The sequence below is a fragment of the Streptomyces sp. SD15 genome (genome assembly GCF_054462255.1).
Genome location: NZ_JBTLMO010000095.1, coordinates 1 through 15,460, shown reverse-complemented (window position 1 = coordinate 15,460; position 15,460 = coordinate 1). Strand labels below are relative to the sequence as shown.

12 protein-coding genes are annotated in these 15,460 nt (G+C 69.9%); 6 read left to right on the top strand and 6 right to left on the bottom strand.

Features of this window, described 5'->3' with window-relative positions; all coding sequences use genetic code 11:
* Positions 1-294: 294 nt before the first annotated feature.
* Positions 295-555 (bottom strand): hypothetical protein, encoded by a 261-nt coding sequence (locus tag ACX28W_RS42635; RefSeq protein ID WP_459005477.1) that lies wholly within the window; start codon positions 553-555, stop codon positions 295-297.
* A 123-nt stretch (positions 556-678) separates the two neighbouring features.
* Here ACX28W_RS42635 and ACX28W_RS42630 point away from each other — a divergent pair, with 123 nt between their 5' ends.
* The 4 genes from ACX28W_RS42630 (at position 679) to ACX28W_RS42615 (ending at position 7,341) form a co-directional block, all read left to right on the top strand.
* Positions 679-1,473, top strand: coding sequence for an SDR family NAD(P)-dependent oxidoreductase (locus tag ACX28W_RS42630; protein WP_459005476.1), 795 nt, complete (start codon positions 679-681; stop codon positions 1,471-1,473).
* A 46-nt stretch (positions 1,474-1,519) separates the two neighbouring features.
* Positions 1,520-2,509 carry a polyphosphate kinase 2 family protein gene (locus ACX28W_RS42625; RefSeq protein ID WP_459005475.1) on the top strand — a complete coding sequence of 330 codons (990 nt, stop codon included), beginning with the start codon at positions 1,520-1,522 and terminating at the stop codon, positions 2,507-2,509.
* Positions 2,510-2,783: 274 nt separating this feature from the next.
* On the top strand, positions 2,784-5,483 hold the full coding sequence (locus tag ACX28W_RS42620; protein ID WP_459005474.1) for a cation-translocating P-type ATPase: 2,700 nt from the start codon (positions 2,784-2,786) through the stop codon (positions 5,481-5,483).
* A gap of 58 nt (positions 5,484-5,541) precedes the next feature.
* Entirely contained in the window at positions 5,542-7,341 is a 1,800-nt protein-coding gene (locus ACX28W_RS42615; RefSeq protein WP_459005473.1) for a SulP family inorganic anion transporter, read from the top strand.
* A 115-nt stretch (positions 7,342-7,456) separates the two neighbouring features.
* Here ACX28W_RS42615 and ACX28W_RS42610 read toward each other — a convergent pair whose 3' ends face one another.
* From ACX28W_RS42610 to ACX28W_RS42600, 3 genes are all read right to left on the bottom strand, one after another.
* Entirely contained in the window at positions 7,457-8,797 is a 1,341-nt protein-coding gene (locus ACX28W_RS42610) for a diacylglycerol/lipid kinase family protein (RefSeq protein ID WP_459005472.1), read from the bottom strand.
* A gap of 177 nt (positions 8,798-8,974) precedes the next feature.
* Positions 8,975-9,871: an RNA polymerase sigma-70 factor gene (locus tag ACX28W_RS42605; protein WP_459005471.1), complete on the bottom strand. Its 897-nt coding sequence runs from the start codon at positions 9,869-9,871 to the stop codon at positions 8,975-8,977.
* 283 nt (positions 9,872-10,154) lie between these two features.
* Entirely contained in the window at positions 10,155-11,354 is a 1,200-nt protein-coding gene (locus ACX28W_RS42600) for an NAD(P)/FAD-dependent oxidoreductase (RefSeq protein ID WP_459005479.1), read from the bottom strand.
* A 306-nt stretch (positions 11,355-11,660) separates the two neighbouring features.
* Between ACX28W_RS42600 and ACX28W_RS42595 the strand changes: the two genes are divergently transcribed.
* On the top strand, positions 11,661-11,996 hold the full coding sequence (locus ACX28W_RS42595; RefSeq protein ID WP_459005478.1) for a DUF4158 domain-containing protein: 336 nt from the start codon (positions 11,661-11,663) through the stop codon (positions 11,994-11,996).
* 25 nt (positions 11,997-12,021) lie between these two features.
* Here ACX28W_RS42595 and ACX28W_RS42590 read toward each other — a convergent pair whose 3' ends face one another.
* Entirely contained in the window at positions 12,022-12,741 is a 720-nt protein-coding gene (locus ACX28W_RS42590) for a TetR/AcrR family transcriptional regulator (protein WP_459005470.1), read from the bottom strand.
* A gap of 91 nt (positions 12,742-12,832) precedes the next feature.
* Positions 12,833-14,053 (bottom strand): FAD-dependent monooxygenase, encoded by a 1,221-nt coding sequence (locus ACX28W_RS42585; protein ID WP_459005469.1) that lies wholly within the window; start codon positions 14,051-14,053, stop codon positions 12,833-12,835.
* Between the two features lie 84 nt (positions 14,054-14,137).
* Here ACX28W_RS42585 and ACX28W_RS42580 point away from each other — a divergent pair, with 84 nt between their 5' ends.
* Entirely contained in the window at positions 14,138-14,902 is a 765-nt protein-coding gene (locus ACX28W_RS42580; RefSeq protein ID WP_459005468.1) for an alpha/beta fold hydrolase, read from the top strand.
* Positions 14,903-15,460: the final 558 nt, after the last annotated feature.

The following is a 15,460-nucleotide window of genomic DNA, read 5'->3' as shown; positions in this document are numbered from 1 at the left end:
GTGCCTTGTGTGACCTGGCTCTCAAACCCCAGGTCAGAGGGGTTGACGACGCGTCCATGCCACGCATTTCCGCTACGACCGTACTTCGTATGTGACGGAGGTCCTGTGGGCTGGTTCACCCTGGAACTGAAGGAAAGTGCGCGAGTCTTTACGGAGTGTGCGCGGGGAGTGTGACGGGGGTCGCGCTCGACGAGCCAAGAAAGTCACCCACCCGTCCCCGGTGCGCCACGGTCGAGTACGTGCAGACGGGCATCGTCGCCCTGCTCACCCTCTGTGCCGGCGCACTGCCCCGCCTCACCCGGGCCGCCGCCAACGCCCCCGCGACCGACGGATGAGCTGGGCCCGCGGCCACTCCCGCCCCGATGCCGTCACCGCCGGCACCGCCGTCAGCAGTGCCGCGATCAGCAGGGGGACGGCCAGGCCGTGGTGGAACACCAGCCACGCGCCGAGCAGGGCGCCCGCCGCCATCGCGAACACGGCGGCCGTGCGGCGCGGGGAGCGTATGCCCGAGCCGTCCCCGGCCCGGGAGTCGGCGGCCCGTCGCCGAGTGGGCACAGGCAGCCGAGGCCGTGCCCGTCGGCATCGGCCGGAGTGGCGAGCCGATCGCCCTGCCGCCAGGCTGATGGCAGACGTACCGGCGCGCAGGACGGACAGACGCACAAGGGGACTGGTTTCCACATGCAGATCGACCTGGCGGGACGCACCGCCCTGGTGACGGGCTCGACGCAGGGCATCGGCGCGGCGATCGCCGCCGGACTCGCGCGCTCCGGCGCCCGTGTGGGGGTGAACGGCCGAGACGAGCAGCGGGTCGCGGAGGGCGTGGCGCGGCTGGCGGCGGAGGTGCCTGGTGCCTCCCTTGTGCCCGTGCCCGCCGACGTGGCGAACGAGGAGGGCGCACAGCGCGTCCTGGAGGAGCTGCCGGAGGTGGACATCCTCGTCAACAACCTCGGCATCTTCGGCTCCGCCGACCCCCTCGACATCAGCGACGAGGAGTGGCGGCGCTACTTCGAGGTGAACGTGCTGGCCGCGGTACGGCTGACCCGCATGTACCTGCCGGGCATGACGGAGCGCGGCTGGGGCCGGATCCTGAACATCGCCAGCGACTCGGCGATCGTCATCCCGGCCGAGATGATCCACTACGGCATGTCCAAGACGGCGCTCCTCGCAGTCGGCCGCGGCTTCGCGAAGCAGGCGGCGGGTACGGGGGTGACGGTCAACTCGGTCATCGCCGGCCCCACCCACACCGGCGGCGTCGAGGACTTCGTCTACGAACTCGTCGACCGCGACCTGCCCTGGGACGAGGCCCAGCGCGAATTCATGCGGAAGCACCGGCCGCAGTCCCTCCTGCAACGGCTGATCGAGCCCGAGGAGATCGCCCACATGGTCGTCTACCTCAGCTCCGACCAGGCTTCGGCCACGACGGGCGGAGCCCTGCGGGTCGACGGGGGATACGTCGACTCGATCCTGCCCTGACGACGCGGGGCCGGCGCCCGTGCTCCGAGCGAAGGACTGATAGGTGATGTCGGACGAGAGAGCCGAACGCATCGCGGATTTCATCGGGCCGCTAAGGGTGAAACCGGGGTCGAAGGTGCGACTGGAGCGGGACTTCGATCCTCGCTACAAGGCCGGTCTGAAAAAGCGGGACGGCATCGAGCTGCTACGGACCGGGGTGTCGTTGCTGGCCGAGTACCAGGAGCGGCTGGCTGCCCAGGACACGTACGGCGTACTGCTCTGTCTCCAGGCACTCGACGCTGGAGGCAAGGACGGGACGATTCGCCACGTGATGAGCGGCGTCAATCCCCAGGGCGTGCGGGTCAGCAGTTTCAAGGTGCCCTCCGCCGAGGAACTCGACCACGACTACCTGTGGCGCTACGTCCAACGACTGCCCACACGCGGCGAGATCGCCATCTTCAATCGCTCGCACTACGAGGAGGTACTCGTCGTGCGAGTCCACCCCGAGACCCTGGACCGGCAGAAGCTGCCGGAGAACGCGCGGGGGCCGGGCCTGTGGGACCGGCGCTACCGGGAGATCAACCACTGGGAGCGCTATCTCACGGACAACGGGTTCAAGGTGGTGAAGATCTTCCTGAACCTGTCCAAGGAGGAGCAGCGCACCCGCTTCCTGAAGCGGATCGATCTGCCGGAGAAGAACTGGAAGTTCTCTGCGGCCGACGTCCGGGAGCGGCGCCGGTGGGACGACTACCAGCACGCGTTCTCCGAAATGCTGTCGGCCACAAGTACGAAGTGGGCGCCGTGGTACGTCGTGCCCGCGGACCGGAAGTGGTTCGCGCGGATCTGCGCAGCGGCGATCCTCGCGCACACCCTGATGGACATCGATCCTCAGTACCCCGAGGTCGGGGAAGCGGCGCGAAAGGATCTGCTCGTCACCAAACAGGACCTGGAGCGGGAGGCCCCTGCCGGGGCGCCGCCCGATCCGTACGCCGACCGACATCCGTCGGCCGCGCGGGCCACTGGGCGGAGACACCGGCCGAAGAAGAAGCGCGGCTAGGACCTGTCCGGTCGATCACGGTGGAGGAAAGCAGCGGTGTGTGGTCGGTTCCGGTGAGCGGGGTGTGGTGCGTGCAGCTGCAAGGCGGAGGAGGGCGTCGACGCGGAGCGTCGGCAACCGACGACAACGCCGCAGATGTGCGTGCCACACCCCGCGTCTCCGCCGTGATCGACCGGACAGGTCCTAGGACGGCTAGGACCTGCCGGACCGGCGCGCGACCGGCCCGGACGCACCAAGGATCGGAGGCAGAACGATGACGGTGGGGTCGGATTCCGTGGCAGGACAGCCCCGGGCTTCGGGGGATGGCTGGTACGCGCGGGCTCCCGAAGCGGTCGCGGCTGCGTTCGGCGTCGATCCGACGGTCGGTCTCTCCGCACCACGGGCCACGGAACTCCTGACCGCGCACGGCCCGAACTCGCTGCCCGAGGAGACGCGAACTCCGGCCTGGCGCCGGTTCCTCAAGCAGTACCGCAGTTACATGCAGATCGTTCTCCTGGCCGCGGCGGTCGTCTCACTGCTCATCAAGGAGTGGACCACCGCGATCCTGCTGATCGTTCTGACCCTGCTGAACGCGGTCGTGGGCCTACGCCAGGAGGGCAAGGCCGAGAGCGCGATGAACGCGCTGCAGTCGATGATGAAGGCGACGGCGCGGGTGCGCAGGGACGGGACGGAGGCCGAGATCCCCGCCGAACAGCTGGTCGTCGGCGACATCGTGCTCATCGCCGCCGGGGACCAGGTGGCGGCGGACGGACGCATCATCGAGGCCAGTGCCCTGCAGATCGACGAGTCGGCGCTCACCGGCGAGAGCGTTCCCGCCGCGAAGGACGCCGGCACGCTGTCGGGCCCCCTACCGGCGCCCGGCGACCGGACGAACATGGCGTTCATGAACACCCCGGTCACCCACGGCAGCGGCGTGCTCGTCGTCACCGCGACCGGCGCCGGAACCGAAGTCGGCAAGATCTCCGGGATGCTGTCGGCCACCGAGAAGGAGATACCGCCGCTCACCAAGGAGCTCGACACCCTGACGCTGTGGATCACGGGTGCGGCGGTCCTGACCATGATCGTGATGTTCGCCCTGGGACGGCAACGGGACCAGGCTTGGGACGTCCTTTTCGTCAGCGCGGTCTCGCTGGCCATCGCCGCCATCCCCGAGGCCCTGCCGACCGTGACCCAGGCGATCCTGTCCGTCGGCAGCCTCAACCTGGCGAGGCGGAACGCCATCGTCAAGGAACTGCCGTCGGTCGAGACCCTGGCGTTCACGTCGGCGATCAACTCGGACAAGACCGGCACCCTGACGATGAACCAGATGACCGTCGTCGAAGTCGTGAGTCCCACCGACCGGTACACCGTCTCGGGCACGGGCTACGGGCTCGACGGGAAGATCCACCATGCCGCGGGTTCCTCCGCTGGGATCGAGGACGCGATCCTGCCGTACGTGGTGGCCGGCGACGCGAAGCTGGTGGACGGCGAGGTGGTGGGCGATCCCACCGAGGGCGCACTGCTGGTGCTCGCGCACAAGGCCGGGCTGGACATCGACGCTACCAGGGAGGGCCTTCCCCGGCTCGCCACCCTGCCGTTCGACCCGGGCTACAAGCTGATGGCGACCTTCAATTCAGCGGTCGACGCCTCCGGGCGGCAGGTCGTCCGATGCTTCGTCAAAGGCGCGGTACCGGCGGTGGTGGCGAGGGCCGCCACCGCGCTCGCGGCGGGCGAGACCATCCCGTGGGACGCCGAACTGGTCGCGCGCGCCGAGGCGCAGACCGAGCGGATGGGCGGCGAGGGCCGCCGGGTGATGGCCGCGGCCACCCGTGATCTGGACCCGGCCGGCTTCGATCCGGACGGCGACCTGCTCGCGTACGTCACCGAGCTGCGGATGACCAGCATCGTCGGCATGGTCGATCCGCCCCGCGAGGACGCCAGGGCCGCCGTCGCCGGCGCCCAGGCGGGGCACATCCGGGTCCGCATGGTGACCGGTGACGACGTCACCACCGGCGCGGCGATCGCCCGGCAGCTCGGCATCCCCGGCGAGGCGGTGCTCGGCGCCGAATTCGCCGCCATGAGCGAGGACGAGCAGCTCGCCCGCATCGACGGCATCGGTGTGGTGGGGCGCGTCGCGCCGGAGCACAAGGTGCTGCTCGCCGACACACTCAAGAAGAAAGGCGATGTCGTGGCGATGACCGGGGACGGCGTCAACGACGCGCCCGCCATCAAGGCCGCCGACATCGGTATCGCCATGGGCAGCGGCACGGACGTGGCGAAGAACGCCGGACGCATGATCCTCTCCGACGACAAGTTCGCCACCATCGTCTACGCCGTGGAGCAGGGCCGGAGGATCTACGACAACCTCACCAAGTACATCCGGTTCGTACTTCTCCTGCTGGTCACCTTCGTACTGACCTTTCTCGGGGCCACCGTCTTCAACATCGCCGCCGGTGAGCCCTTCACCTCGCCGCAGGTGCTGTGGATCCACTTCGTGGTCAACGCCTCCTTCGGCTTCGCGCTGGGCTTCGACCGGGAGAGCCCCGGACTCATGCGACGCCGGCCGCGTCCGCGAGGGGAGTCGGTGCTCACCCGGCCCGTGCTGCTCACGGTCGGAATCGGCGGGCTGGCGATCACCGTCGTCCTGCTCGGACTGATCAAGCTCGGTCAGACCCAGTTCGACAGCGTCGAGACAGGTCGGTCGATCGCGTTCACCGCCTTTGCCCTCTGTCTGATCGTGGCCGCGTTCGAGTGCCGCAGCGAGACGGACTCGGTGCTGACGACGTCCACCTTCGACAGCAGGCAGATGAACTGGGTGGCACTGACCCAGTTCGTGCTCGCGGTGCTGGTTACCCAGATGGACGGCTTCCGCCGTATTCTCGGCACGACCGAGATCAACGCGCGGCAGTTCGGCTGGGCGCTGCTGGCCGCGCTGGCACTTCTGCTCCTGTGGGAACTGGGCAAGCTCCTGGCACGTCGGTCGAGAAGTGCCTGATGGGTCGACACTGGTCGGAGAGGACCGGGAGCGGCAGGGCAGATCGGAAGGACTGTCTGTGACAACCCCGCACACCAGCCACGGGCTTCTCTCCCGGTTGCGGGTTGTTCCCGGGATCCGTGCGGTGTCGTCCTACCGGCGCGAGTGGCTGGTCAAGGACCTGGTCGCGGGAGTCGTCCTGACCACGCTGCTGGTGCCGCAGGGCATGGCGTACGCCGAGTTGGCGGGCCTGCCGCCCATCACCGGCCTGTACACGACGATTCTCTGCCTGCTCGGATACGCGGTGTGCGGGCCGTCCCGGATCCTGGTGCTGGGCCCGGATTCCTCGCTGGGGCCGATGATCGCCGCCACCGTGCTCCCCCTGGTGGCGGCCGACGGGGATCCCGACCGCGCTGTCGCGCTGGCGTCGGTGCTCGCGCTCATGGTGGCGGCCATCATGATCCTGGCCTCGGTGGCGAAGCTCGGTTTCATCGCCGATCTGATCTCCAAACCGACGATGATCGGCTATATGAACGGCCTGGCCCTGACCATCCTGATCGGTCAGCTGCCCAAGCTGCTCGGCTTCAAGGTCGAGGCGGACAACCTGATCGGCGAGTGCGTCGGCCTCGTGCAGAAACTCGCCGACGGGGCTGCGGTGCCGGCCGCCGCCGCGGTCGGCGGCTGCGGGATCGTCCTGATCCTGGTCCTGCAGCGCTTCCTGCCGAAGGTCCCCGCGGTGCTCGCGATGGTGGTCCTGGCGATCGCCGCGGCCACGGTCTTCGACCTGGGCAAGCACGGCGTCAACCTGGTCGGAGAACTGCCCGAGGGCTTCCCGCCGTTCACGATCCCCGACGTCCGACTCGCCGACCTCGCGCCGCTGTTCGGCGGTGCGCTGGGCATCGCCCTGGTGTCCCTGGCCGACACGATCTCCAACGCGTCGGCCTTCGCGGCCCGCACGGGGCAGGAGGTCCGCGGCAACCAGGAGATGGCCGGGGTCGGTGTCGCGAACCTGGCGGCCGGTCTCTTCCAGGGCTTCCCCGTCAGCACGAGTGGATCCCGTACGGCGGTGGCGGAGCGCGCGGGGGCCAGAAGTCAGCTCACCGGGGTCGTCGGAGCGGCGCTCATCGTCCTCATGCTCGTCCTGGCTCCGGGCCTGTTCCGCAATCTCCCCCAGCCGGCCCTTGCCGCCGTGGTCATCACCGCGTCACTGTCCCTGGCCGACGTCCCGGGGGTGGTACGGCTGTGGCGGCAGCGCCGCGCGGAGTTCTTGCTGTGCGTCGCGGCCTTCGTCGGCGTGGCCCTGCTGGGCGTGCTGCCCGGGATCGCCATCGCCGTGGCCCTGTCCGTCCTCAACGTCTTCCGACGCGCCTGGTGGCCGTACAACACCGTGCTGGGGCGGGCGCAGGGCCTTGAGGGCTACCACGACGTCCGCTCCTACCCGCAGGCCGAGCAGCTGCCGGGCCTGGTGATCTACCGGTTCGACGCCCCGCTCATCTTCGCCAACGCCAAGACCTTCCGCGACGAGATCCTGCGACTGGCCCACGCGGACCCGCGGCCGAGCTGGATCGTGATCGCGGCGGAGCCCATGACCGACGTGGACACCACCGCCGCCGACGTCCTGGAGGAACTCGACGAGCACCTCAACGCCCGGGACGTGCATCTGGTGTTCGCCGAGCTCAAGGACCCCGTGCGGCGCAAGATCGAACGGTATGAACTCACCCGCACCATCGACCCCCGGCACTTCTTCCCCACCGTGGAGGCCGCCGTCGCCGCCTTCCGCCTGCGCACCGGAGCGGAGTGGACGTCCCTCACCACCACCGGACAGCCCGCCCAGCCCAAACTCGATACCGCTGCTCAACCGCCCACCGACGAGCGGTGACCGCCCCCTGGGTGCGGGAAATCCAGTGGTCTTCCGGACATCAGACCCAGGCGTCGCCGCATCTGTACCGCACGCCGTAGGTACGCCGGACCGACACCAGCCGTTCGCTCTTCGCTCAGGTGGCGCCGCGTCCGGCCGCGACCCGCCCCATCGTCAGCGCCAGACGCCGCACACGGCGCCAGTCCATCGACGGGGCGCCGTGCGGCACGCCGGGCCGGTGCCGGGGCACGCGCACGCGCAGAGCGCCGGCCGCGAGGCGACAGCGCACCGGGGTGGGCACCATCAGGGCCTCGCCGTCGACACCGACCGGGATGAAGGGAGCGTCGGCGTCGACGACGATCTCTCGGGCGGTGGCCGTGGTCAGCCCGCGGCCCTGCCCGCCACGCAGCAGGAGCTCTGTCGCTTCGGCGGCGTTGCCGACGTCGACACACAGCACCCCCAGCTCGCCGGAGTCCAGTCGCTCTCGGCGCCCCAGTCCCGCCGAGTCGCCCCTCTCATAGGGGTTGTTGCTCACCAGTACGGCCTGGGGACCGTCCATGGTCAGCGATCCGGCGCGGACACTCAGCCGCGCGCCGCTGTGGTGAGTCAGCAGATCCGGCAGCATCTCCAGGATGGTGCGGGCCTTGTCGTCGCGATAGGCGGGACTCTGCACGACTTCCGCGTACACGCCGAACGAGGCGTTGTTGACGAAGACCTGCCCCGCGCTCACGTCCACAGGCTCTCCCGCTTGGAGGTGGCCGAGGTCGACGCGCAGTTCGACGCCGTCGGTCAGTGCCTCCAGACATCTGGAGGGATCCTGCCGGTCCAGGCCCAGATCCATGGCGAAGTGGTTGCGGGTGCCGGCGCTGATCACCATGAAGGGAATATCGTGCTCTGCAGCCACAGCGGCGACCGAGGCCTGCGTACCGTCACCACCCGCGACGCCGAGCAGGTCGGCTCCACCCTGGACGGCCCGCTGCGCCAGCTCGGCCACATCCTGCGGCCGGGCCGGATCCAGCACGACGACCTCGGCACCAAGGGCTCTGGCCCGTTCCGCCAGGCGGAACTTCTCGACCTTTCCGCCGCCTGAGAGCGGATTCATGATCAGGAACGGTCGCTCGGCCCGGCTGACGGAGCGCTCCGGCATGCTGGGCGAGGTGTCTTCGACAAGTGCGGACCTGCCTGCGGAAACGGCCAGTGCCCAGAGGCCGAGCGAGACCAGCACGACCCACAGCAGCCCGGCAGCCGCGTACAGAAGCAGGACACCGAGCGGCGCGGCGACCACCAGCAGCGTGGCCAGCACCCTGATCCAGCCGGTGTGGGTGAGTATCCACCACACGCCGGCCGCCGTGAGCGCCAGCCCTGCCCACCCCACCCCCATGAGCACGAGGCTTGCGAGCCCGGCGAAGACCACCAGCACCAGAAGCGCCGCTGCGCCCGCCGCCAGGGCCAGACGCGCGGTCCAGCGCCTGCTCATGGGGCAACCTCCCGCCGCTCCACCGGCTGCCGGACAGGATCTCGACCACTTCAGGGTACGAGCGGTCACCCAGCGCGGCATGTCCACCGTGAACGCCTGGTCGGCCCGTGGGCTGCATTGACACGTTGCCATCTTGAAAAGCGCTGGTCAGTGGGGCTGGTGTGAGCCGGGGGACGGTCAGCGGGAGGTGAGGGGGGTTTCGGACTCGATGCGGGTGAGCTTTTCGGGGTTGCGGACGTAGTAGAGGCCGGTGACGCGGGCGTTCTCCACGCGGAAGGCCAGCACGCCGTCGATCACGCCGTCCACGCGCAGGATGAGTCCGGGGTTGCCGTTGACCGTCGTGGGCTCACTGGTGAAGGTGCCGCCGGCCTTTTGGACACTGCCGGCCATGTACCGGAGCACCTTGTCGGCGCCGACGACCGGCCGCAGGGCCGCCAGCTTGAGGCCGCCGCCGTCGCTGACGAAGACAACGTCCGGGGCGAGTACGTCGAGCAGCCCCTGCAGGTCCCCGGTCTCGAGCGCGGACTGGAACGAATTCAACGCTGCCCTGGTTTCTTCCGGGGAAACCGATGTGCGCGGCCGGCGGGCGTCGACGTGCCGGCGGGCGCGGTAGGAGATCTGGCGTACGGCGGCGGGGCTCTTGTCGATCGCGGCCGCGATGTCGTCGTAGCCGATGTCGAAGACCTCCCGCAGCACGAAGACGGCGCGTTCGGTCGGTGAGAGGGTTTCGAGGATGAACATGAGTGCCAGCGACAGGTTCTCGGACAGTTCGACGTCCTCGGCCACGTCCGGCGCGGTGAGCAGGGGCTCGGGCAGCCAGGGGCCGACGTAGGCCTCCTTGCGCCGTTTGAGGGTGCGTAGCCGGTTGAGTGCTTGCCGGGTGGTGATCCGTACCAGGTAGGCGCGCTGGTCCTGCACCTGCTCCAGGTCGACCTTGACCCACCGCAGCCAGGCCTCCTGGAGGACGTCCTCGGCGTCCGCCGCCGATCCGAGCATCTCGTACGCGACGGTGAACAGCAGGTCGCGGTGGGCGACGAAGGCCTCGGTCGCGGGGTCGGTGACGTGGTCGTTCATGTCGTGCGCTTCACTTTCTCGTGGTTGGCCCCATGTGCCGGAAGCAGGCCGTAAAGAACATGTACCCGGTCCGATGACGGGGTTGTCGGCAGCGGCCTCCCCACTGATCAGGCCACGGGGGGGCTGGTGGGATGGCGCCCCGGCGCCCGGCCATGGCATACGAGGCCGCGGCGTTGGGTGCTTGTCACTCCGGCTCGGTCCTCCTTGGGCCGGACCGGTCGGGCCGGCCCAAGGAGGGGACTTGGCGGCTAGGGCCTCTCCGGCATGATCCGCCGGACAGGCCCTAGGCCGCGCGTCGGGTGTCGGGCGGCGTCGTGGGGTGTTCCGGCTGAGGCGTTTCCGGGCGGTCGGTGCTGCCGCCGCGGGATGCGCGGGAAGTGGCCTTGCGTGCCCCGGACACCAACTTGTTGAGGGTGAACACGCAGGCGATCTCCTTGACGCCGGCACCGGTCCGCCCGCTGATGCTGAGCGCGTTCACCTTGTCGTTCGGGTAGGAGAACTGGGTGACGCCCCCCTTCCGGCCGAGGCTGAGGCACTGCCCGGCGAAGAACATCCGGACGGGAGCGGCTTTCTTCCCCGCGATCCGGCGCAGGATCGTGGCGGCGGCCGCCGGGCCCAGCTGCGTGGCGGCCTGGCAGCTCAGCCGGAACGGGTGGTCCGGCATCACTCCCGCGTCCCCAGCGGCGATGATGCGCTCGTCGTCCACACTGGTCAGCGTCGTGTCGGTGACCAGACGGCCTTCGGCGTTGGTGCGCAGCCCGCTGCGGGCGGCCAGGTCCGGGATACGGAATCCCGCGGTCCAGATCGTCACCGCGCTGGGCAGCTCGCGGCCGTCGTCGAGCCGTACGCCGTCGCGTGTCACTTCCGCCACCTTCGTACCGGGTCCTTCGAGGACGGTCACACCCAGCTTGGCGAGCCGGCGGGCGACCGGGCGGCGGACTCGGGCGTGCAGGGAGGGGCCGAGCACCCTGCCGCAGACCAGGGTGACCTTGCGGCCCGCCTCCGCCAGCTCGGCGGCGGTCTCCAGGCCGGTCGGGCCGGCCCCGACCACGGTCACCGGAGCCGACGCGGGCGTCGCATCCAGCGCCGACCGCAGTCGTTCCGCCCCCTCGAGGTCCGACACCGAATGAGCGAACTCCGCCGCTCCGGGCACGCCGGGATCGGCTGCGCCGCTGCCCACCGCGTAGACGAGGTAGTCGTAGGAGACCGTGCCACCGCCCGCCAGCGACACCTGACGCTCGGCAGCGTCGATCCGGGTCGCGGTGTCGACCACCAGCCGGACGTTCCCGCCCATGACCCTGTCGAAGCCCTCGACCGCGTCATCGGAGCCGGTCACGAGCTGGTGCAGGCGGATCCGCTCGACGAACTCGGGACGCGGATTGACCACGGTCACCGACACGCCATCGCGCCGAGCCAGGCTGTTGGCCGCCGTCACGCCCCCGTACCCGCCGCCGACGACGACCACCTCGACGTTCCCGTTCATCATGTCTCCTTCGTGTTGTGGACTCGGCATGGAGACACCAGCCGCGCGCCCGGTGTAACGGCCCGCGGATGAGATGTAGCGCACATCGGACGGCGGAAACGCCGCCCCTTCCGCCGCGAGTGGCGTAACGCGGCCCTGACGAGGTCGGGCAGGGGCCGGGGAGTCCCGCGGTAGCGGACGAGTGGAGACCAGCCCGCTGTATTCGGCCTGACACGGCTCGGTGGTGGCCAGGAGAACGGACTGCGTTCCGCCGAGTCGGCCCTGTTCTCGTATCGCTACGGCGAACGGACATATAGCGCGGTGTGACTGCTGTGGTCGCGGTTTCCCCTCGCTGGGCGCAAGTCCGGGGCGACCCGGCTCGGGTTCGCGCTGCTGCTGAAGTTCTTTGAGGCGGAGGCCCGGTTCCCGGAGTCGGCCAAGGAGGTGCCGGACGCCGCGGTCGAGTACGTGGCCCCGCAGGTGAAGGTTCCTGCGGAGGCGTGGGCGGACTACGACCGGCAGAGCAAGGCGATCCAGCGGCACCGGGGCCATGACCCGGCGCCTGACCCGAAAAGGGCCCCCGCACCAACAGCTGCGCCTCGTGCCACGCAGCACGGAGGCACGCGGCCTGGCCCTACGCTGCGTCGGCTGATCCGCAGGTGAAAGGGCACGGCCTTGAGGACACGGGTCATCTGGTTCCGGCGGCGCCCGCCGCAACGAGTCCCAGCAGGTTGTCGTGAATCTCGGTGAACCGGGCCCGCACCGCTTCCGCGGCCTTGGCGACATCGTGCGCGGCGGGGTCGCGAGGCCGTTCGAGCAGCAGGTGGACGGTGTCGGCCAGGGCGGTTTCGGGATCGTCGATGGTGAGCGGGCCTGCGACATCGGCGTTGTTCATGACGGTGACGAACCCGACCAGCACGGCGTGCAGGGCGTACATCTGCCTGGGCAGCGGGAGATCGTCGCGCAAGATCCCATGGTCGCGCAGGATCGTGAGGACCGCGTTGCCCAGCGCGCTCGTGGTGGCCTCGGCGAAGCGCTCTTGGTCGGCGGGGCGGTGGAGCAGCTGCCGCATGGCGCTGTCGTCGCTCTGGAGCCACCGCAGCCACGGGTTGCCCAGTGTCGTGCGGACAAGCAGCGGAGCGAGACGGCGGGGCAGGATGGACTGCGGGTCCTGGGCGATCTGGTGGTTGACGGTCTTGATCCAGGCCAGTACCTCGCGCGCGGCCAGCCCCACGAACAGGTCTTCCTTGGTTTCCCAGTACAGGTAGACCGTGCCCTTGCCCACGCCCGCGGCCGCGGCGATCTCGGCGATGGTCACCTTGCGGACACCGTGTTCGAGGACCAGCTCGCGCGCGCTGTCGAGGATTCTGGCCGCCTTGACGGAGTCGTGTTCGATCAGCCGGCTCACCGTCGTGTTTCCTCCCGTTCGCTCTTCGGCAGCATGATGTCACGGAGGTTCACGGAGGTGAGCCGACCGAGCGGCGGGCCCCGAGGCCGGGTCACGTCAGGCCGATGTCGACCGTCTTCATTCGGGAAGCCTTGCTGCGGTGCTCGGCCTCCGAGAGGAGCGTTCTGCCGAGCGTCGTCCCCACCACGTGGTCGAAGACGAACCGGATCCCGTACTCGGTGCGGTCGGCCGGGACGAAGAGCTTACGCATGGCCATGCCGGAGCCCTGGTGGAACTCGATGAAGGGGCGGAGTTTCGCCTCCCACTCCCGCAGCGCCCCCTCCACGTCCCCGGGATACCGCTCCAGCATCGTGCCCAGCATGTCGGCCCCGGCCAGGCCGCTGGAGGCCCCCATCCCGGAGTAGAGGGTCAGGCACCACGCCGAGTCGCCGACGAGCACCACCCTGCCTTGGTGCCACGTGTCGAGCCGCACCTGCTCGGCGGTGTCGAACAGGTGGTCCGGCGCCTGCTCGAACTGGTCGAGCAGCCAGCCGAGCGTCGGGCCCGTGGGCTCCGGTCCGAACACCTCCCGCAGCCGGTCGATGGCGGGCCGGGTGAACTCGCCGTCCGCATCGTCGGTCCGGTAGTTGAACAGCACCGTCGGTGGCCGGTCGGCAAAGGCGAACACCCATGCCGACCGGCCCAGCTCGGACATGATGATTCCGTCCGTGCCCCGGAAACCGGGGACCGGGCCGGGCAGGGCGCACGCCGCGATCATGTAGCCGAGACGGTGAATGCGGCCCTCATCGGGCCCGAACGCCAGCCGGCGCACGGTCGAGCGCAGGCCGTCGGCCCCGACCACGAGGTCGAACCGTTCGGTGGTCACCGTCCCCGCGGCCCGGTCCTCGATGTCGACCTGCACGCTTTCCGCGTCCTGGCGTAGCGCGACCGGAACGGACGAGTACCGGATCTCCACGTCCTCGGGCAGGGCGTCGAACGCGGCCTGCTCGACGTCGCCGCGCACGACCGGGCGTGACTCGCCGGCCACGGCCTCGGCGAAGCCCATGCCGCGCCGCCGGTGGCCCGCGCGATCGACGTTGTAGTAGGCGATGTCCTCCGAGAAGCGGTTCGGCACCTCGATGCCCAGGCGCTCTGCCGCGGTGATCCCGGTGCCGAAGAGGGTGAGGAAGTACCCGCCGCGGCGGCGTTCGGCTGCTTTCTCCAGGACGACAACGTCCCAGCCCGCCTTGTGCAGCCGCAGCGCGGAGGCGGTTCCGCTGACGCCGAGTCCGACTACAAGAGCCCGCTGTCGCGGGGTGGTGTTCGTCTTCATGCCCCCAGACTATACTCACTGACCAGATTGGTCATCTGGTCAGTCGCGAAGTCGGTCGCGACCCACATGAACGGAGTTCCCGCCATGCCAACCGTTTTCGTCCACGGCTTCCCTGAGACGCCGGAGGTCTGGGAGCCGCTGCTCGTCGAGCTCGAACGCATCGCTCCCGCGCGACCCGGCCCGATCCGCCTGTCCCCGCCCGGTTTCGGGGCGCCCTTGCCGACAGGGTTCGGTGCGACCGTCGGTGATTACCGGGACTGGCTCATCAGCGAATTGGAGCGTTTCGCCGAGCCCGTCGACCTGGTCGGGCACGACTGGGGCGGCGTGCACACCCTCAACGCGGTGATGGCCCGCCCGGACCTCGTGCGCAGCTGGGTCAGCGATGTGATCGGCCTGTTCGACCCGGACTACGTGTGGCACGAGTTCGCCCTGAGTCAGCAGGCGCCGGAGAGCACGGGGCCGGACCCCGCTGTCCCGCTCGGCCCGGACCTCGCGATGCGGGTCGCGATGCTCGTGAAGTTCGGCATGAGCGAGCCGGTGGCGAAGCGGGTCGCGGTAGGCCAGGACGAGGCGATGGGGCGGGCCGCACACGCGCTCTACCGATCAGCCGCCCAGCCGGTGATGGCCGAGCTGGGCCGCAACCTCGAACGCGCGGCGCAGCGGCCGGGCCTCGCCCTGCTCGCCACCGAGGACCTCTTGGCCGGGACCATCGAACAGCGGTGCCGCACGGCGCGGCTGGCCGGTGCCCGCACCGCGACGCTCGACGGGCTCGGCCACTGGTGGATGACCCAGGACCCCGTCCGTGGCGCCCAGGTACTCACCGACTTCTGGGACTCGTCGGACCGCTGACGAGCCTAGGGCCTGTCCGGCGGATCATGCCGGAGGCGCGGGGTCCGGCACGCCGATCTGCGGCGTTGTCGTCGGTTGCCGACTCCCCCACTCTCGGCTTCGCTCGAGCGGGGGGGACCCCCATCGCGTCGACGCCCTCCTCCGCCTTGCAGCTCGACGCACCAGACCCCGCTCACCTGCGCTGACAGGGCGCCGCTGCTTCCCTCCGACCTGATCCGCCGGACAGGCCCTAGCGACCCGAACTGGAGAAGGCCGTCGCCCCCGCCCGCGAGTGGCGTGCGTCCGGCGTCTCGGTATGGGCCAGGACATCCTGCCTGAGGACTACCAGGCGATCATGCGGGTGGTGGCCGGTGTCGCGGAGCCGGTCGGGCGCCGCCCGCAGGTAGGCACGAAGGCGCACCTGTGTGGGTGCGGGTGTGGCGAAGGCGGCGGTCCCGGGGATCGGGGGGCCGCCGCCTTCGCGTCAAGGGGGGAGCTATCGGGTTGCTCAGTACCAGTGGTGGGTCTGCCAGAAGTTCCAGGCGCCGACGGGGCTGCCGTAGCGGGAGTTCATGTAGT

Coding starts and splice junctions, on each gene's coding strand:
- ACX28W_RS42630 (WP_459005476.1), top strand. CDS start 679: ATGCAGATCGACCTGGCGGGACGCACCGCCCTGGTGACGGGCTCGACG.
- ACX28W_RS42625 (WP_459005475.1), top strand. CDS start 1,520: ATGTCGGACGAGAGAGCCGAACGCATCGCGGATTTCATCGGGCCGCTA.
- ACX28W_RS42610 (WP_459005472.1), bottom strand. CDS start 8,797: ATGAGCAGGCGCTGGACCGCGCGTCTGGCCCTGGCGGCGGGCGCAGCG.
- ACX28W_RS42605 (WP_459005471.1), bottom strand. CDS start 9,871: ATGAACGACCACGTCACCGACCCCGCGACCGAGGCCTTCGTCGCCCAC.
- ACX28W_RS42600 (WP_459005479.1), bottom strand. CDS start 11,354: ATGAACGGGAACGTCGAGGTGGTCGTCGTCGGCGGCGGGTACGGGGGC.
- ACX28W_RS42585 (WP_459005469.1), bottom strand. CDS start 14,053: ATGAAGACGAACACCACCCCGCGACAGCGGGCTCTTGTAGTCGGACTC.
- ACX28W_RS42580 (WP_459005468.1), top strand. CDS start 14,138: ATGCCAACCGTTTTCGTCCACGGCTTCCCTGAGACGCCGGAGGTCTGG.